This window comes from Nocardioides sp. SR21, from assembly GCF_022761125.1.
In the GTDB taxonomy this organism is placed as follows: domain Bacteria; phylum Actinomycetota; class Actinomycetes; order Propionibacteriales; family Nocardioidaceae; genus Nocardioides.
Genome location: NZ_JAKWJR010000003.1, coordinates 170751 through 188474, shown reverse-complemented (window position 1 = coordinate 188474; position 17724 = coordinate 170751). Strand labels below are relative to the sequence as shown.

At 72.5% G+C, this 17724-nt stretch carries 13 protein-coding genes and 1 riboswitch; of the genes, 8 read left to right on the top strand and 5 right to left on the bottom strand.

Translation table 11 applies throughout. The features are described from left to right. Positions 1–23: 23 nt before the first annotated feature. From pepN to MJ604_RS06890, 4 genes are read left to right on the top strand one after another with little or no spacing between them, the layout of a single operon-like run. Positions 24–2471 (top strand): aminopeptidase N, encoded by a 2448-nt coding sequence (pepN, locus tag MJ604_RS06905; RefSeq protein ID WP_243057585.1) that lies wholly within the window; start codon positions 24–26, stop codon positions 2469–2471. Then, a complete protein-coding gene (locus MJ604_RS06900; RefSeq protein WP_243057584.1) occupies positions 2468–3295 on the top strand; it encodes a formate dehydrogenase accessory sulfurtransferase FdhD in 828 nt (275 codons plus the stop codon). The genes pepN and MJ604_RS06900 overlap by 4 nt, the downstream gene beginning before the upstream one ends. Before the next feature lie 50 nt (positions 3296–3345). Continuing rightward, complete coding sequence (locus tag MJ604_RS24175) at positions 3346–4509, top strand: exonuclease SbcCD subunit D (protein ID WP_243057583.1); 1164 nt, start codon at positions 3346–3348, stop codon at positions 4507–4509. Next, the gene (locus MJ604_RS06890) at positions 4506–7142 is read left to right on the top strand and encodes an AAA family ATPase (RefSeq protein WP_243057582.1); all 2637 of its coding nucleotides are present in this window, start codon (positions 4506–4508) and stop codon (positions 7140–7142) included. Before MJ604_RS24175 ends, MJ604_RS06890 begins: the two co-directional genes overlap by 4 nt. Here the strand turns inward: MJ604_RS06890 and MJ604_RS06885 are convergent. Then, on the bottom strand, positions 7132–7602 hold the full coding sequence (locus tag MJ604_RS06885) for a pyridoxamine 5'-phosphate oxidase family protein (protein ID WP_243057581.1): 471 nt from the start codon (positions 7600–7602) through the stop codon (positions 7132–7134). The two genes, MJ604_RS06890 and MJ604_RS06885, sit on opposite strands and share 11 nt — an antisense overlap. Positions 7603–7631: 29 nt before the next feature. Here MJ604_RS06885 and MJ604_RS06880 point away from each other — a divergent pair, with 29 nt between their 5' ends. The 4 genes from MJ604_RS06880 (at position 7632) to MJ604_RS06865 (ending at position 11957) form a co-directional block, all read left to right on the top strand. Continuing rightward, on the top strand, positions 7632–9152 hold the full coding sequence (locus tag MJ604_RS06880) for a TldD/PmbA family protein (RefSeq protein ID WP_243057580.1): 1521 nt from the start codon (positions 7632–7634) through the stop codon (positions 9150–9152). Then, positions 9152–10525 (top strand): metallopeptidase TldD-related protein, encoded by a 1374-nt coding sequence (locus MJ604_RS06875; RefSeq protein WP_243057579.1) that lies wholly within the window; start codon positions 9152–9154, stop codon positions 10523–10525. The genes MJ604_RS06880 and MJ604_RS06875 overlap by 1 nt, the downstream gene beginning before the upstream one ends. Positions 10526–10651: 126 nt before the next feature. Further along, positions 10652–11170 carry a hypothetical protein gene (locus MJ604_RS06870; RefSeq protein ID WP_243057577.1) on the top strand — a complete coding sequence of 173 codons (519 nt, stop codon included), beginning with the start codon at positions 10652–10654 and terminating at the stop codon, positions 11168–11170. Positions 11171–11240: 70 nt separating this feature from the next. Further along, a complete protein-coding gene (locus MJ604_RS06865; RefSeq protein ID WP_243057576.1) occupies positions 11241–11957 on the top strand; it encodes an Ig-like domain-containing protein in 717 nt (238 codons plus the stop codon). Here the strand turns inward: MJ604_RS06865 and MJ604_RS06860 are convergent. The 4 genes from MJ604_RS06860 to MJ604_RS06845 all read right to left on the bottom strand — a co-directional run bounded on the left by MJ604_RS06860 (position 11954) and on the right by MJ604_RS06845 (position 17721). After that, positions 11954–13291 carry a serine hydrolase gene (locus tag MJ604_RS06860; RefSeq protein WP_243057575.1) on the bottom strand — a complete coding sequence of 446 codons (1338 nt, stop codon included), beginning with the start codon at positions 13289–13291 and terminating at the stop codon, positions 11954–11956. The genes MJ604_RS06865 and MJ604_RS06860 overlap by 4 nt on opposite strands. Continuing rightward, a complete protein-coding gene (gene gcvP, locus MJ604_RS06855; RefSeq protein ID WP_243057574.1) occupies positions 13288–16173 on the bottom strand; it encodes an aminomethyl-transferring glycine dehydrogenase in 2886 nt (961 codons plus the stop codon). The genes MJ604_RS06860 and gcvP overlap by 4 nt, the downstream gene beginning before the upstream one ends. A gap of 82 nt (positions 16174–16255) precedes the next feature. After that, a riboswitch (glycine riboswitch) is annotated at positions 16256–16352 on the bottom strand. A 31-nt stretch (positions 16353–16383) separates the two neighbouring features. Beyond that, entirely contained in the window at positions 16384–16959 is a 576-nt protein-coding gene (locus MJ604_RS06850) for a MerR family transcriptional regulator (protein WP_279235576.1), read from the bottom strand. Positions 16960–17253: 294 nt separating this feature from the next. Then, positions 17254–17721 (bottom strand): bifunctional nuclease family protein, encoded by a 468-nt coding sequence (locus tag MJ604_RS06845; protein ID WP_243057573.1) that lies wholly within the window; start codon positions 17719–17721, stop codon positions 17254–17256. Between the last annotated feature and the right edge of the window lie 3 nt (positions 17722–17724).

Here is a 17724-nt window from a genome sequence, read left to right as displayed (position 1 = left end):
AGGCCCGGACATATGGTGGCGGCGTGACCAGCCCCTACCAGAGCCTCCAGCACACCGAAGCCGTCGCCAGGTTCGACCTCCTCACCGTCGAGGAGTACGACATCCGCCTCGACCTGGCGAGCGACGAGAGGACCTTCGGCTCCGTGACCACGATCCGGTTCACCAGCCGCGGCGGGGCGACGTTCGTCGACCTGAAGCCGACGCGGGTCAACGAGATCCGGTTCAACGGCGTCGTGCTGGACCCGGACCTGCTGGAGCGCGGCCGGCTGCCGCTGGACACCGTCGCGGGCGCGAACGAGCTGGTCGTCGACGCCGTGATGCCGTTCCGCAATGACGGCGAGGGGCTGCACCGCAGCGTCGACCCGGCCGACGGCAAGAGCTACGTCTACGGCATGTCGTTCATGGACGCCGCGCCCACGATCTTCGCGTGCTTCGACCAGCCGGACCTGAAGGCGCCGTACACGTTCCACGTCCGCGCTCCCGAGGACTGGGTGGTGATCGGGAACGCGCCCGGGTCCAACCCCGAGAAGGGGGTGTGGGAGTTCGAGCGCACCCAGCCGCTGTCGACGTACTTCGTGACGCTGGTCGCCGGGCCGTACCACCTGATCCGCGACGAGCACGACGGCATCCCGCTCGGGCTGTCCGCGCGGGCCAGCGTCGCGAAGGACCTCGACGCGGACGCCGACGAGCTGTTCACGATGACCAAGCAGTGCTTCGACGAGTTCCACCGGCTGTTCGGGATCCGCTACCCGTTCGGCGACTACCACCAGGCGTTCGTGCCGGAGTTCAACGCCGGGGCGATGGAGAACCCGGGCTGCGTGACCTTCCGCGACCCGCTGATCTTCTCCTCGCGCGTCACCCGCGGCATGCGGATCGCCCGGGCGACCACGCTGGCGCACGAGATGGCCCACCAGTGGTTCGGCAACATCGTCACGCCGAAGTGGTGGGACGACCTGTGGCTCAACGAGTCGTTCGCGGAGTACATGGGCAACCGCGTCACCGCCGACGTCACGCAGTACGCCGACGTCTGGTCCGACATGGCCTACGCCCGGCGCCAGTGGGGCCTGGTCGCCGACCAGCGCCCGAGCACGCACCCGGTCGCGGGCAACGGCGCGTTCGACGCGTCGGCCGCGCTGCAGGACTTCGACGGCATCTCGTACTCCAAGGGCTCCGCGGTCCTCAAGCAGCTCAACGCGACGCTCGGCGACGACGTGTTCTTCGCGGGCGCCATCGACCACTTCACGCGGCACCGCTTCGGCAACGCGACCATGCACGACCTGTTCGAGAGCTGGGAGCGGGCCGGCGCCGGCGACCTGTCGTCGTTCACGTCGAACTGGCTGCGCACCGCCGGTCCCGACGCGCTGGTGCTGGACCGTGCCGCGGGCGTCATCCGGCGTACTCCTCCGGCGGAGCACCCGGCCGAGCGCACCCACACGTTCCGCGCCGCGGTCGCGGTCGACGGGGCCTGGGAGGACCGGACGGTCGAGGTCACCGGGCCGGAGACCCCGTTCGTGGTGCCCGAGGGCGCGCCGGTGGTCATCGACGCGTACGACGAGACCTGGGCGGTCGCCCAGGCCGACCCGGCCACCGTCCGCTCCCTGGTGCCGCTGCTGGCCGACGTCAAGGACGGCCACCTGCGCGCCGGGGTCTGGAACAACGTCCGCAGCGCCCTGCACAACGCGGCCATCGACCCGGCGGACGTGCTCGACCTGGTGGTCGCCAGCCCGCCCGTCGAGGACCCGGAGGACACGCTGCGCCGGACCTGGACCTGGGTCTTCTCCTGGGTGGTGCCGCTCGCCCCGACGGGCGCTGCCGCGCGGGTCCACGAGGCAGCGCTCGAGGCGATGGTCGCGGCCACGCCGGGCTCCGAGCGCCAGCTCGCCGCGCTGCGAGCGGCGATCCGCTCGGCCGACGACGAGGCGATCCTGCGCGGCTGGCTCGCCGTGCCCCCGGTCGGCATCGACATGGACCTCGACCTGCGCTGGAAGGTGCTCGTCCGGCTGGCCGCGATCGGCGCTGCCGACCGCGACGAGCTGCAGCGCGCGCTCGACGCCGAGCCGACCGCCCGCTCGCGCGTCGAGCACACGCTCGCCGTCGCGTCGCTGCCCGACGCCGAGGCGAAGGCCTGGGCGTGGGCGCGGTTCACCGGCGAGGTCGACGTCCCCAACTACGAGCTCGAGGCCGCGGCCTCGGGCATGTGGCGCGGGGGGCAGGAGGCGATCACGGCGCCGTACGTCGACAGGTACTTCACCGACCTTCCCGAGACCGTCAGGGTGCGCAGCGGATGGGTGCTGGCCGACGCCGCGGAGTTCTACTTCCCGGGCAACGTCCTCTCCGAGGACCTGCTCGAGCGCGCCCGCGCGGCTGCCGCCGACCAGACGCTGGACCTCTCGGTACGCCGACGCCTGGTCGACCGGGCCGACGAGCTGGCCCGCAAGCTCGCCGTACGCAAGGCGTTCCCGCACTCGTGAGTCCCGACCGTGCCCGACGTCCCGGACCCACCGTCCGGGCGCGGGTGCACGAGATCACGCCGTCGTCGGAGCGCCGTCCTGAGGACCGGCTGGCGACCGAGGAGCCGCTGGAGGTCCGGCTGACCTGGCCCGGTGCGCCCGCGCGGCGGGTGTGGGTGACGATGCGGACGCCCGGCCACGACTTCGAGCTCGCGGCCGGATGGCTGGTGCACGAAGGGCTGGCGCCTCCTGCCGCCGTCCACGGCGTGGCCTACTGCACCGACGAGGACCTCACCGCGGAGCAGGAGCTCAACGTCGTCACGGTGACGCTGAGCGGTCCGCCGCTGCGCGACCCCGGGCACCGGCACGGCGGCTCCGGCTCGTCGGCGTGCGGGGTGTGCGGCAAGGACAGCATCGCCGAGGCGCTGTCGGCCCCCGCCTCCTCGGCGTGGTCGGGCGAGCTGCCCTCGGACGCCGTCGTGCGCGGCCTGCCGTCGCTGCTGCGCTCGCAGCAGCCGCTGTTCGAGCGGACCGGCGGGGTGCACGCCGCCGGGCTGGCCACCGCCGACGGGACGCTGCTGGTCGTCCGCGAGGACGTCGGACGGCACAACGCGGTCGACAAGGTCACGGGCTCCCGCGTGCTCACCGGCGCCTCGCCCGCCGAGGCGTGCCTCGTCGTGTCGGGCCGCGCCGGCTTCGAGCTGGTGCAGAAGGCGGTCGCGGCCGGCATCGGCTCGCTCGTCGCCGTCGGTGCTCCCACGTCGCTGTCGGTGCGGCTGGCGGCCGACGCCGGGCTGGTGCTCTACGGGTTCGCCTCGCCCGAGCGTTGTGTTCGTTACACCTGATCCCGGCGTGTGAGCGCCGTACTGTCGGTGCTCGCTCCTAGCGTGGCGGTGTGCGCATCCTCCACACGTCTGACTGGCACCTCGGGCGGTCCTTCCACCGGGAGGGCATGCTCGGGCACCAGGCTGCGTACGTCGACCACCTCGTGGCGGTCGTGGAGAGCGAGCGGGTCGACCTGGTGGTCGTCGCGGGCGACATCTACGACCGCGCCCTCCCCCACGTCGACGCGGTGCGCCTCGCCGACGAGACCCTCGCGCGGCTCGCAGCGAGCCGGGCGCAGGTGGTGCTCACCAGCGGCAACCACGACTCCGCCCAGCGGCTCGGGTTCAGCTCGCGGCTGATCGACGCCGCCGGGGTGTTCATCCGCACCGACGCCGGCGGGGTCGGCGCCCCGGTCCTCCTGGACGACGAGCACGGCCAGGTCGCCGTCTACGGCATCCCTTACCTCGACCCCGACTCGGTCCGCGAGCCGTGGGGGCTGGCCGGACGCTCCCACGAGGCCGCGCTGACCGAGGCGATGCGGCGCATCAACGCCGACAAGGCCGGGCGCAACGCCCGGTCCGTCGTCCTGGCCCACGCCTTCGTCGCGGGCGCCCAGCCGAGCGACTCCGAGCGCGACATCAGCGTGGGCGGCGTCAGCCTGGTCCCGACGAGCGTCTTCGACGGCGTCGACTACACCGCGCTCGGCCACCTGCACGGGCGGCACACCCTCACCGACACGGTGCGCTACTCCGGCTCGCCGCTCGCCTACTCCTTCTCCGAGGCCAACCACCGCAAGGGCTCCTGGCTGGTCGACCTCGGCCGCGACGGCGTCACCGCCGCCGAGTTCATCGAGGCCCCCGTCCCGAGGCGGCTCGCGCGCATCCGCGGCAGCCTCGACGACCTGCTTCACGACCTCACGATCACCGAGCACGAGGACGCCTGGGTCCACGCGACCCTCACCGACAGCACCCGCCCGCTGCAGGCGATGGACCGGCTCCGCGACCGCTTCCCCCACACGCTCGTGATCGCGTTCGAGCCCACCGGCGGCGACCGGCTCCGGGTCCCGGTGGCGCGCACCCAGGGCCGATCCGACCACGCGATCGCGCTCGACTTCGTGGCCGACCTGCGCGGCACCCCGGCCACGAAGGCCGAGTCGGCGCTCCTGCAGACGGCGGTCGACGCCTGCTGCGAGGACCCCGACTTCGACGTGCTCGTCTCCGGGGCCGCCGGATGAGGCTGCACTCCCTCGAGGTCACCGCGTTCGGCCCCTTCGCCGAGACCGTCACGGTCGACTTCGACCAGCTCTCCGACGCGGGGCTGTTCCTGCTCACCGGCCCCACCGGCGCCGGCAAGACCAGCGTGCTCGACGCCGTCTGCTTCGCGCTGTACGGCGACGTGCCCGGTGACCGCGGCTCCGCGCGGCGGCTCCGCTCCGACCAGGCCGCACCCGACGCCCGGCCGCGGGTGACGCTGGAGGCCACGCTGTCGGGACGCCGCTTCCGCATCGTCCGCTCCCCCGCCTGGGAGCGACCGAAGAAGCGCGGCACCGGCACGACGACGGAGCAGGCCTCCGTCTCCATCGCCGAGCGCACCGACGGCGAGTGGCTCACCCACTCCACGCGCCTCGACGAGACCGGACACCTCGTGACCCGGTTGCTCGGCATGAACGTCGGCCAGTTCACCCAGGTCGCGATGCTCCCGCAGGGCCGGTTCCAGGCGTTCCTCCGGGCCCGCTCCGAGGAGCGGCACCAGCTGCTCCAGCAGCTCTTCCGCACCGGCCGCTTCGAGGACGTCGAGAAGTGGCTGCGCGACCACCGGCTCGCGCTGCGCCGCCGGTCCGAGGCCGCCGACACCGTGGTCGCCGACCTGGTCAGCCGGGTCAGCGAGGCGACCGCCACCGCCCCGCCCGAGCACGACCTCGCCGGCTGGGCCCAGGGCCTGCGCGACCACGCCACGACCCGGGCCGCGGAGACGGCCACCGTTGCCTCCGGTGCCGCGGAGGCCGAGGCGGCGACACGCGCCTGCGTCGAGGCGGCCCGGGCCCTGACCGAGCAGCGCGCCCGCCTCGACTCCGCTCGCGCTGAGCACACCCGCCTGGTCGGCGAGTCGGCCGAGCACGACGCCGCCCGCGCGCGCCTCGCCGCCGCCCGACGGGCTGCCGGGGTCGTCCCGCTCCACCGCGTCGCCGTCACGGCCCGGCGGACCCACAGTGCGGCCCGCTCCGCCGTCACCGCCACCGACCGCGAGGCGCTCGACCTGGCCCTGGCCGCCGCCGTCGACGAGGCCGCCCGGATCCGCGCCCTCCAGCCGCGCGCGCAGCGCCTCCGCACGGTCCGGTCCGAGGTCTCCCGCCTCGAGCGCCGGGCGGTCGAGCTCACCGACGCCGGTGAGCGCGCCCGCGCCGAGACCCGCGCGGCCGTGGTCTCGCTGAGCGCCCAGCTGGCCGAGGCGGAGGCGGCGTACGCCGCGGCGCGCCGGCAGACCCTCGACCGGCGCGAGCACGCGATCGGGCTGCGGGAGCAGCGCGTCAACGGCATGGCGGCCGAGATCGCGGCCGGTCTCGTGGTCGGCGGCTCGTGCCCCGTCTGCGGCTCCTGCGAGCATCCGCACAAGGCGGTCGCGTCCCACGACGCTCCCGACGAGACGGCCGAGAAGGCCGCGCAGAAGTCCGCCGACGACGCCGCGGTCGCGGAGTTCGCCCACAAGGACGACGTTCGGGTCCTGACCGGCGCGCTCGAGGCCGCGCGGGAGCGGATCGACGTCGTGCCGGCCGAGATCGCCACCGAGGCCGGCGCCGTGGCCGCGACGCTGGACGCCCTCACGACCGAGGCCGCCGCGCTCACGCTCGAGCTCGCGGAGTACGACGAGACGCGGCTCGCCGCCTGCCAGGCGGCCGAGCGGGACTCCCGCGCCGCGCTCGGCGCACTCGACCGGCTGGCGGCCACGCGGGCCGCCGTCACCGAGGCCGAGGCGGCACTCAGCAGCGCCACCCTCGAGGCGGGCTTCGGCTCCGACGACGAGGCACTGGAGGCGGCGCTCGACCAGCGCCAGTACGACCAGCTCGCCCGCCGGGTCGCCGAGCACGACCGCCGGCTCGCCGCGGTCACCGCCGTGCTGACCGAGCCGGGCGCCGACGAGGTCGCGGCCGCCGTGCTCCCCGACCTGGTGGCGCTCGGCGACGCCCACGCGGCAGCCCTCGACACGCTCGGGGCGGCGCGGGCCGACGAGGCCCGCTGGCGGACGCTCTCCGAGCGCCTCGCCTCGCTCGTCGCCGAGCTCGAGCAGGCGCTGGCCGACGGGGCACCGCTGCGCGAGGAGCTCGCGCTGGTCACGAGCCTGTCGAGCTTCGTCGAGGGCAAGTCAGCGGACAACCCCCTGCAGATGCGGCTCTCGGCGTACGTCCTCGCCTACCGGCTCACCCAGGTGGTCGCGGCCGCGAACGCCCGGCTCTGCGGGATGAGCGACCAGCGCTACTCCCTCGAGCACACCGGCCGCCGAGGCGCAGGCGAGACCCGCGGCGGGCTCAGCCTGCTGGTCCGCGACGACTGGTCGGGCGAGGCCCGCGACCCGGCCACCCTGTCCGGCGGCGAGACGTTCGTGGTCTCGCTCGCCCTCGCGCTCGGCCTCGCCGACGTCGTCACCCAGGAGGCCGGGGGCGCCGACCTCGACACGCTGTTCGTCGACGAGGGCTTCGGCAGCCTCGACGCCGACACGCTCGACGACGTGATGGACACCCTCGACTCGCTGCGCGACGGCGGCCGGGTGGTCGGCGTGGTCAGCCACGTCGCGGAGATGCGCGACCGGATCCCCACCCAGCTCGCGGTCAGCAAGTCACGGCACGGCTCGAGCCTCGCGATCAGCCGCTGACGGTGCCGTGGTCGGCGTCGTACGTCTCGCCGGTCAGCTTGGTCTTCGCGAAGCTCAGCAGCGAGGCGATCGTGCCGCCAGGGGTGTCCCAGTACTCCCCGCTCTCGACGTCGACACGCAGCAGCACGGCGTTCGGGTCGTCCGGCCCGCCGGGGAGCCACGCCTCCGCGAACGTCGTCCAGAGCTCGGCGAGCTTGGCGCGGTCGTCCACGAGCGTGGCCCGGCCGTAGACCGCCACCCACGAGTCGCGTGCGGTGAACGTCAGGGAGACCCGCGGGTCGGCCGCGATCGCGCGCGAGTGCGCGGAGTCCTTGACGGTGATGAACCACAGGTCCGCGTCCGGCTCCACCTCCTGGCGGGCCATCGGGATGCTGCGCGGGCCCTCCGGCCCGAACGTCGTCAGCATCCCGATCGGCATGTCGTCGAGCAGGTCCACGAGCTTCTTGGTGTCGTCAGCCATGGAGAGCCGGTACCCGATAGGTTCGAACCATGAACGGCCGCGCCCTCGATCCGACGTTCACCTCCCTCCCCTACCGCAGCCTCGGCGACGCCGCGCTCGGCCGAGCCCGTGAGCTCGGCGCGACGCATGCCGACTTCCGGTTCGAGCGGGTCCGCTACCAGACGCTCGCGGTGCGCGACGGCGTGCTGCAGGGCGCCAACGACACGGAGGACCTCGGCTTCGCGGTCCGCGTGATCCACGGCGGCGCCTGGGGTTTCGCATCCGGCGTCGTGCTCACTCCCGAGGAGGCGGTCCGCGTCGCCGAGAGCGCCGTCGCGGTCGCCCGGGTCGCCGCGCAGATGACCACCGCCCCCGTGGAGCTGGCCGACGAGCCCGTGTACGACGACGTCGAGTGGATCTCGTCGTACGACGTGAACCCGTTCCAGGTCCCGATCCCCGAGAAGGCCGCGCTGCTCGTCGACTGGACGAACCGGCTGCGCACCGGCGCCGCGGTCGACCACGCCTCCGCGCACCTGCTCCAGGTCGAGGAGCACAAGTACTACGCCGACCTCGCCGGCACCCGCACCACCCAGCAGCGGGTCCGCGTGCATCCCGGGTTCGAGGCGATGGGTGCCGGCGCCGACACGTTCGACTCGATGGCGAGCATCGCTCCCCCGGTCGGCCGCGGCTGGGAGTACCTCACCGGCGGCGCCGGCGCCTGGGACTGGGACGCCGAGATCGAGCAGGTCCCCGAGCTGCTCGCCGAGAAGCTGAAGGCGCCCAGCGTCGAGGCCGGCACCTACGACCTGGTGATCCACCCGTCGAACCTCTGGCTCACGATCCACGAGTCGATCGGGCACGCCACCGAGCTCGACCGCGCGCTCGGCTACGAGGCCAACTACGCCGGCACGTCGTTCGCGACGCCGGACAGGCTCAACTCCATGCAGTACGGCTCGCCGGTCATGAACGTGACCGGCGACCGCACCGTCGAGCACGGCCTCGCGTCCATCGGCTACGACGACGAGGGCGTGCAGACCCAGTCGTGGGACATCGTCCGCGACGGGGTGTTCGTCGGCTACCAGCTCGACCGCGCGATGGGCCGGATGCTGCCCGAGCTGAATGCCGGCCGATCCAACGGATGCGCGTACGCCGACTCCCCCGGGCACATCCCGATCCAGCGGATGGCGAACGTCTCGCTCCAACCGGCTGCCGACGGACCGTCCACCGACGAGCTGATCGGTCGCGTGGAACGCGGTCTCTACGTCGTCGGCGACAAGTCGTGGAGCATCGACATGCAGCGCTTCAACTTCCAGTTCACCGGACAGCGCTTCTACGCGATCCGCGACGGCGAGCTGGTCGGCCAGGTCCGCGACGCGGCGTACCAGGCCACGACGACCGACTTCTGGAACTCGATGGAGGCGGTCGGCGGCCCGGACACCTGGGAGCTCGGCGGGGCGTTCAACTGCGGCAAGGCCCAACCAGGACAGGTCGCGAGCGTCAGCCACGGCTGTCCGACCTCACTGTTCCGCGGCGTACGGATCCTGAACACCACCGAGGAGGCGGGTCACTGATGAGCACGCCCCAGACGTTCGTGGAGCACGCCGTCGCGACCAGCACGGCCGACGACTGCGTCGTGATCGTCCACGACCGCACCAGCGCGAACCTGCGCTGGGCGAACAACACCCTCACGACCAACGGCGTGATGACCGGCATGGACGTCACCGTGATCTCCTTCGTCGGCACGGCGACCGGCTCGATGACCGGCAGCGTCACGACCCAGGCCGGCGTGACCGCGCTGGTCGAGGCGGCCGACCGCGCCGCCCGCGCGGCGTCACCCGCCGAGGACGCCAACGAGCTGGTCCGCGACGCCGTCTCCCCTGACTGGGACGCCGCCTCCGAGCCGACGGACATCCACGTGTACGACGCTCTCGCACCGGCACTCGGCGAGGCGTTCCGCCGCGCGGCCGCCGAGCAGCGCGTGCTCTACGGCTTCGTCAACCACGAGCTGACCACGACGTACCTCGGCTCGACGACCGGCGTGCGGCTGCGCCACGTGCAGCCGACCGGTCACGTCGGCTGCACCGCCAAGTCCGCCGACCTCTCGCGCAGCGCCTGGGTCGGTGCGGCGACGCGCGACTTCAGCGACGTCGACCCGCTGGCGATCGACGCGGAGCTCACCCGGCGCCTGGGGTGGGCCGAGCGCCAGGTCGACCTGCCCGCCGGGCGCTACGACACGATCCTGCCGCCGACCGCGATGGCCGACCTGATGATCGACGCCTACTGGTACGCCGGCGCGCGCACCGCGCACGAGGGCCAGTCGGTCTACAGCCGGCGAGGTGGTGGCACCCGGCTCGGCGACCGGATCGCGAAGACGGGCGTCACCCTGTTCTCGGACCCGGCGTACGCCGGTCTCCAGTGCCAGCCGTTCGCGTCGGCCACGAGCTCGGGCAACGAGGAGTCGGTGTTCGACAACGGCCTGCCGCTCGGCCGCACGGACTGGATCCGCGACGGCGAGCTGACGTCGCTGATCCAGACGCGGCACTCCGCGGCGATGACCGAGCAGCCGGTGACTCCGGGCATCGACAACCTGGTGCTGGCGGTCGACGGCGCGAGCGGGTCGATCGAGGACCTGGTGGCCGGCACCGAGCGTGGCCTGTTGCTGACCTGCCTGTGGTACATCCGCGAGGTCGACCCGCAGTCGCTGCTGCTGACCGGCATCACCCGCGACGGCGTCTACCTGGTCGAGAACGGCGAGATCACCGGCGCGGTGAACAACTACCGCTTCAACGAGAGCCCGATCGACCTGCTCAACCGGTTCACGCACGCCTCGGCCACCGTGCCGGCGTTCAGCCGCGAGTGGGGCGACGACTACTTCTCACGCACCGCGATGCCGGCGCTGCGGGTGCCGGACTTCAACATGTCGAGCGTGTCCCAGGCCCAGTAGTCGGCCCACAAGTCGGCCCACAAGTCGGCCGGTATTCGGCCCAGTCGAAACTCGCATGCAACCGGACCGCAGGTCCGGGCGTATCCCTCCTGACAGTCACCCACGACACACAGGAGAACAACCGTCATGCGCAGCACCCAGCTGATCACGGGCGCCCTGGCCGTCGTCGCGACCTCGAGCCTGTTCGGCTCGGGCACCGCGGCGTACGCCGGAGAGCCGACCACCACCAACGAGAAGGGCATCCTCCTCGAGTGCTCCGGCACCTGGCGGGGCGAGGAGGTCTACGCCTCGCTCTACGAGAACAACACCTACGGCAACACGATCCAGATCGTGATCGCCGACGGCGACGTCGCCGGCGGCCTCCGCGAGACCACGAAGGCCTTCAAGGACGGGCGCGACGTGCGCGGCGTCCTCAAGCTGAAGGGCAAGAAGGCCGTCGTCGAGGGCACCGCGCGCGCCGTGGGCAAGAAGACCCCGGTCCACGAGGAGCACGACGACGCCGGCCAGCACATCACGATCGACGGCACCCACCGCCGGCTGGCCAACGACCTGACGCTCACCTGGAAGGGCACCTCGGTGCCGCTCGACTGCGACAACGCGTTCGTGTACGACCTCCAGGTCACGAAGGAGTCGACGGTCGACTGACCGGAAACGCCGCGTGGCGAGGGCGCGTGACCTACCGTTCTGCTCGAACTTCTAGCTCGGGACGGAACACATGAAGGCACGCGCTCTCACCACGTTGGTCGCACTCACCCTCGGCATCACGCTCGCGACGACCTCGCCGGCACTCGCCGACGAGGTGGACCCGCAGGCCCCGGTCGTCGTCGACGACGCGATCACGGTCTGGCCCGGCGAGTCCCGCGAGATCGACGTGCTCACCAACGACAGCGACCCGACCGGGGACGACCTCGCCGTGTGCCGGCTCCCGGGGTTCGACATCGTGTCGTCCCAGGTGCCGGCGGTCTACGCGCTGGACATGTCGGTGTACGGCTTCCCGGCCGGGCGCCTCCTGGTGAGCAGCGACGACAGGACCCGGGGAACGCACACCATCGACTACTACGTCTGCAGCCGCACCCGGCTCACCCCGGCGACCCTGACGGTCACGGTACGTCCCGTCTCCCCCGTCGCGGTGACCAAGGTCGCCGGCCGGCCGGGAGTCCTGAAGGTGACGAACACGAACGACCAGGCGATCAGGTTCCGGGCCACCGACCGGACCGGATGCCGGCAGGACGGCCGGGTGCGCGTGCCGGCCCACGACTCCCGCGTGGTCCGGGTGGAGCGCCACGACATCGCCTGGACGGCCTACATCGGCAACGGCGGGGTCGCCGACCGAGGTCGGCTGCGCGGCATCGAGCTCGCCGGTCCCTCCGCGCCCCAGGGCCCTCGCGGCAGCGGCTGCTCGATCAGCATCGCCGCCGTCGGAGGGCGCTAGGGCAGTCCGCCCGGGATCGGCGCCTCCGGGTCGTACGGCGTCCGTGTGTAGATGAACGTCGCGATGTCGAGGTGACCGACGGTCCCGTCAGCCCGGCGCACGATCTTCAGCTCCTCGCCGGCGTGGTAGCCGGTGACGCCCAGGACGCGTCCGTCGCGCACCTCGAAGGAGTACGCCGCCATCCCGTTGCGGCGGGCTGTCAGGCGGGTGCCCTCCATCGCGAACACGAACGGCGTGTTGCCCCAGTGCCACACGCCGGGGACGCCGGCGAGCTCCGGGGGTACGCCGGCCGAGGGGCGCCACGGCTCGGGCAGCGCCGGCTCCCAGCGCTCCAGCTCGTCGAGCAGCTCGATCACGATCGCGGCCGGTGAGTAGCCGGCGGTGGCGTTGGCGAGCACCACGCCACCGGTGCGCCGCTTCCGGTCGACCAGCACGGTCGCGAGGAACCCCGGCATCGAGCCGGTGTGCCCGGCGAGCGTGCCCGAGCCGCCCGCGAAGACCTGGAAGCCCAGCCCGTGCACGGACCTGAGCCCGTCCTCGGGGGTGCTCGACTGCGGCACGTAGGCGCGGTCGAGCTCCTCGATCGTCAGCACGTCGGGGTGCCCCTGGCCCAGGAACGCGGCGTACGTCGCGAGGTCCTGGATCGTCGCCCACACCTGGCCGGCCGGGGCCATCGCGCCGGTGTCGGTCGCGGGCTCGGGGACCAACGTGCCGTCGTACGGGTGCACGGACTGGCCCTGCGCGGCCGCACCCTCGGGGAGGTACGACGTCCGGCCCATGCCGAGCGGCGTGAGAACCCGCTGGAGCACGGCCTCCCACCAGGTGCAGCCGAGCAGCCGCGCGGCGACCTCGCCGAGCAGCGCGTAGCCGAGGTTGGAGTAGTGGAACCGGTCATTGGCGGCGAACGCCGCGCCCGATCCGTCGTGGAGCGCCGCCAGCTCGTCGAACGACAGCCCCGCCGAACGCTCCCACCACGAGCCGGCCGGCTCGGACTGCATGCCGGAGCTGTGCGCGAGCAGGTCGCGCAGCGAGCGGTCGGCGTACCCGACGTCGCCGAGCAGCGTGGAGGCGGGATCGTCCAGCGTGAGCCGGCCGTCGCGCTCCAGCTGCAGGATCAGCACCGCGGTCATGGTCTTGGTGATCGACCCGATCCGGTACTGCACGTCGAAGGGGTCGTGCCCGTCGACCGCAGGACCGCCGTACGTCCCGAACCACACCGGTTCACCGTCGCGCACCACGCCACCGACGACGGACGGGAGCTTCCCGGTGGACTGGGCGTTGGCGAGCCGGCCCAGGAGCCGGCGGCCGGTGGAGTCAGAGACGGAGGCGGTCACTCAGCGAATGCTTCCAGAGGCGGGCAGGCGCAGACCAGGTTGCGGTCGCCGTACGCCTGGTCGATGCGCGCGACCGGCGGCCAGTACTTGTCGGGGTCGATGCCGGTCGGGAACACCGCGAGCTCGCGGGAGTACGCCCGGTCCCACTCGCCGACGAGCGCGCGCGAGGTGTGCGGAGCGCCGCGCAGCGGCGAGCTCTCCGGGGTCCACTCCCCCGCGGCGACCCGGTCGATCTCGCCCTTGATCGCGATCATCGCGTCGACGAACCGGTCGATCTCGGCGAGGTCCTCGGACTCGGTCGGCTCGACCATCAGCGTGCCGGCGACCGGGAACGACATCGTCGGCGCGTGGAAGCCGTAGTCGACCAGCCGCTTGGCCACGTCGTCGACGGAGACGCCGGTGTCCTTGGTGATCCCGCGCAGGTCGAGGATGCACTCGTGGGCGACCAGCCCGCCGTGCCCGCGGTAGAGGACCGGGTACGCCTCGCCCAGCCGCGCTGCGATGTAGTTCGCCGACAGCACGGCGACCGCGGTCGCCCGGGTCAGGCCCGCGGCGCCCATCAGCCGGATGTACGCCCACGAGATCGGCAGGATGCCCGCGGAGCCGTACGGCGCCGCGCTGATCGGGCCGATGCCGGCGCGCTTGGCGTCCTCGGGGTGCATCGCGTGCGAGGGCAGGTACGGCGCGAGGTGCGCGCGGACCGCGACCGGGCCGACGCCGGGGCCGCCGCCGCCGTGCGGGATGCAGAACGTCTTGTGCAGGTTCAGGTGCGACACGTCGCCGCCGAACTCTCCGGGCTTGGCGTAGCCGAGCAGCGCGTTGAGGTTCGCGCCGTCGACGTACACCTGACCGCCGTGCTCGTGCACGATCGCGCACAGCTCGGAGATGGTGTCCTCGTAGGCGCCGTGCGTCGACGGATAGGTCACCATGATCGCGGCGAGGTCCTCGGAGTGCGCCTCGCACTGCGCGCGCAGGTCGTCGAGGTCGACGGCCCCGTCGTCGGTGGACTTCACCACGACGACGCGCATGCCGGCCATCACCGCGGACGCGGCGTTGGTGCCGTGCGCCGAGGACGGGATCAGGCAGACGTCGCGTGCGGCCTGGCCGTTGGCACGGTGGTAGCCGCGGATCGCGAGCAGGCCAGCGAGCTCACCCTGCGAGCCGGCGTTCGGCTGGATCGAGACCCGGTCGTAGCCGGTGACCTCGGCCAGCCAGCCCTCGAGGTCGTTGACCAGCTGCCGGTAGCCGGCGGCGTCCTCGGCCGGGGCGAACGGGTGCAGGTCGGCGAAGCCCGGCAGCGAGACCGGCTCCATCTCGGTGGTCGCGTTGAGCTTCATCGTGCACGAGCCGAGCGGGATCATGCCGCGGTCCAGCGCGTAGTCGCGGGCCGAGAGCTTGCGCAGGTAGCGCAGCATCGCGGTCTCGCTGTGGTGCGTCGAGAACACCTCGTGCGTGAGGTACTCGGTCTCGCGCAGCAGCGGCTCGGGCAGCGCGTCCGCGGTGGCCGCGTCGACGGCGTCGAGGTCGAGCGTCCCGGTGGTCGAGCCCGTCGAGACCCCGAACGCCTTGAGCACGCTGCTGATCGTCGAGCGGGTGGTGCACTCCGACGTCGTGATGCCGACGTGGTCGGCGTCGATCAGTCGGAGCTGCACGCCGAGCGCGCGGGCGGAGGCCACCACGTCGGCCGCCCCGGAGACGGGGACCGTGAGGGTGTCGAAGAACTCCTGGTGCTCGACCGGGAAGCCCGCGTCGGCGAGCGCCCCGGCGAGCACCGCGGCGTACCGGTGGGTGCGCATCGCGATCGAGCGCAGCCCCTCGGGACCGTGGTAGACGGCGTACATCGACGCGACGACCGCGAGCAGCACCTGGGCGGTGCAGATGTTCGAGGTCGCCTTGTCACGGCGGATGTGCTGCTCGCGGGTCTGCAGGGCGAGGCGGTACGCCGGGCGTCCCTCCGCGTCGACCGAGACGCCCACGAGGCGTCCGGGCAGGTGCCGCTCGAGGCCGGCGGCGACCGACATGTAGCCGGCGTGCGGGCCGCCGTAGAACAGCGGGACGCCGAAGCGCTGGCTGGAGCCGATCGCGACGTCGGCGCCGAGCGCTCCCGGCGACTCGAGCAGGGTGAGCGCGAGGAGGTCGGCAGCCACGACGGCGAGCGCGTCGCGCTCGTGGGCCTGCTCGATCACGCCGCGCGGGTCGAGGACCCGGCCCGAGGCGCCGGGATACTGCACCAGGACACCGCACAGCTCGCCGTCGGGCAGACCCTCGGCGAGGTCCGCGACGACGACCTCGATGCCCATCGCCTCGGCGCGGGTCCGCACGACGTCGATCGTCTGCGGCAGCGCGTCGGCGTCGACCACGAACGGGCCCGACGCCTTCCGGTTGGCGCGGCGTACCAGCGTCATCGCCTCCGCGGCGGCGGTGCCCTCGTCGAGGAGCGAGGCGTTCGCGGTCGGGAGACCGGTGAGGTCGCCGACGACGGTCTGGAAGTTCAGCAGCGCCTCGAGCCGACCCTGCGAGATCTCCGGCTGGTACGGCGTGTACGCGGTGTACCAGCTCGGGTCCTCGAGCACGTTGCGGCGGATCACCGGCGGCGTGATGGTGGCGTGGTAGCCGAGGCCGATCATCGCCTCGCCCGGCCGGTTCGCGTGCGCGATCTGGCGCAGCTCGCGGGCCGTGGCCTCCTCGCTCAGTGCCGTCGGCAGGTCCAGCTCGGCGGCGGTGCGGATGCCGCCGGGCACGGCCGCGGACATCAGCGCGTCGAGGGAGTCGAAGCCGAGACGCTCCAGCATCACGGCGACGTCGGACTCGCGGACGCCGATGTGGCGCTCGACGAACGGCAGCGCGCCGTCCAGCTCGGTCAGGGTGGGACGGTCGGTCAACGGGGGCTCCTCGAAATGAGTTCGGGTGCCTCCCCCTCTGTCAGCGCGCTCCCCACGATTTCTGGGGCACCTTCAGAGTTGCCTGATCCTCGCGGTCCTGGCGCCTGAGAGGTTCCGGGGAGGAATTGCCCCTTCGGCGCTCCGCCCTGGCCGGACGGAGACTCTCCCGCGTGGGATTGTCAGCGAGACCAGACTAACGGATGGAGCCCACTACCCCGCGTTGCGGGCCGCACGGCGAGCAGCCAGCTCGTCGCCGGCGGCCGGCTCGGCGTCGGCCTCCGCGGTGCGCTCGCTCGGCAGCTCGGCGAGGGTGCCCTCGATCTCCTGCCACACACCGCCGATCGCGATGCCGAAGACGCCCTGGCCGCCCTGGAGCAGGTCGATGATCTCGTCGTTGCTGGTGCACTCGTAGACCGAGACACCGTCGCTCATCAGCGTGACGCGGGTCAGGTCGTCGGTGCCGCGCTCGCGCAGGTGCTGGACGGCCGTGCGGATCTGCTGCAGGGAGATGCCCGCGTCGAGCAGCCGCTTGACGACCTTGAGCAGCAGGATGTCCTGGAAGGAGTAGAGCCGCTGCGAGCCCGAGCCCTTGGCGCCACGGACGGTCGGCTCGATCAGGCCGGTGCGCGCCCAGTAGTCGAGCTGGCGGTAGGTGATGCCGGCCGCGTTGCAGGCGGTCGGGCCGCGGTAGCCGGTGTCGCTCGGCAGCGGCGAGACGTCGTCGGAGAACAGCAGACCCTGCTCCTCCGCGGTCTGCGCAGCGACAGCTGCTTCTGCGTTGTCCAGCTGCTCGTTCTCGTTCACAGGTCCTCCGCGGCTACTCCGTTTGCGCGTAACTCCCGGGGAAGGTGCCGTCCGGCCCGAGGGCACCACAGCGTTGGAGTTACAACAGAGACAGTTCAAGGTAGGCCCCCGTTGCGATCCCGGTCAACGACGGCGGCGGCGTGTCGCAACCCTCAACCTCAGGTTGAGGGTCAGTGTTACGCGTGATTCAGGTGTGACTGACGAGACGAAGGCGTCCTGGGAGCGGAGCGGACGTCGAGCGACGACAACGCCGCCAGGTGCGTGCGATCGGGGCTCTCAGTGGGCGTCGAAGTCCTCGGGGGTGACCTGATCGAGGAACTCGCGGAACTTCTCGACCTCGTCCTCCTGCTCGGCGGGGACGGCGAGGCCGGCCTCGTCGAGCACCTCCTCCGAGCAGACGATGCGGGTACCGGTGCGCAGGGCCAGCGCGATCGAGTCCGAGGGTCGGGCGCTGACCTCCTCACCGGAGCCGAACACCAGGGTCGCGAAGAAGACGCCGTCCTTGACGTCGGTGATCTGGACCTCGGTGAGCTCGGTGCCCGTCGCGTCGAGGACGTCCTTGAACAGGTCGTGCGTCAGCGGCCGTGGCGGCACCACGCCCTGCTGCGCGAACGCGATCGCGGTCGCCTCGACGGCCCCGATCCAGATCGGCAGGTAGCGCTCCCCCGAGACCTCGCGCAGCAGCACGATCGGCTGGTTCGAAGGCATCTCGACCCGGACTCCCATGACATCGACTTCGCGCACGTG

Coding starts and splice junctions, on each gene's coding strand:
- MJ604_RS06870 (WP_243057577.1), top strand. CDS start 10,652: ATGCGCAGCACCCAGCTGATCACGGGCGCCCTGGCCGTCGTCGCGACC.
- MJ604_RS06875 (WP_243057579.1), top strand. CDS start 9,152: ATGAGCACGCCCCAGACGTTCGTGGAGCACGCCGTCGCGACCAGCACG.
- MJ604_RS06865 (WP_243057576.1), top strand. CDS start 11,241: ATGAAGGCACGCGCTCTCACCACGTTGGTCGCACTCACCCTCGGCATC.
- MJ604_RS06885 (WP_243057581.1), bottom strand. CDS start 7,602: ATGGCTGACGACACCAAGAAGCTCGTGGACCTGCTCGACGACATGCCG.
- MJ604_RS06890 (WP_243057582.1), top strand. CDS start 4,506: ATGAGGCTGCACTCCCTCGAGGTCACCGCGTTCGGCCCCTTCGCCGAG.
- MJ604_RS06880 (WP_243057580.1), top strand. CDS start 7,632: ATGAACGGCCGCGCCCTCGATCCGACGTTCACCTCCCTCCCCTACCGC.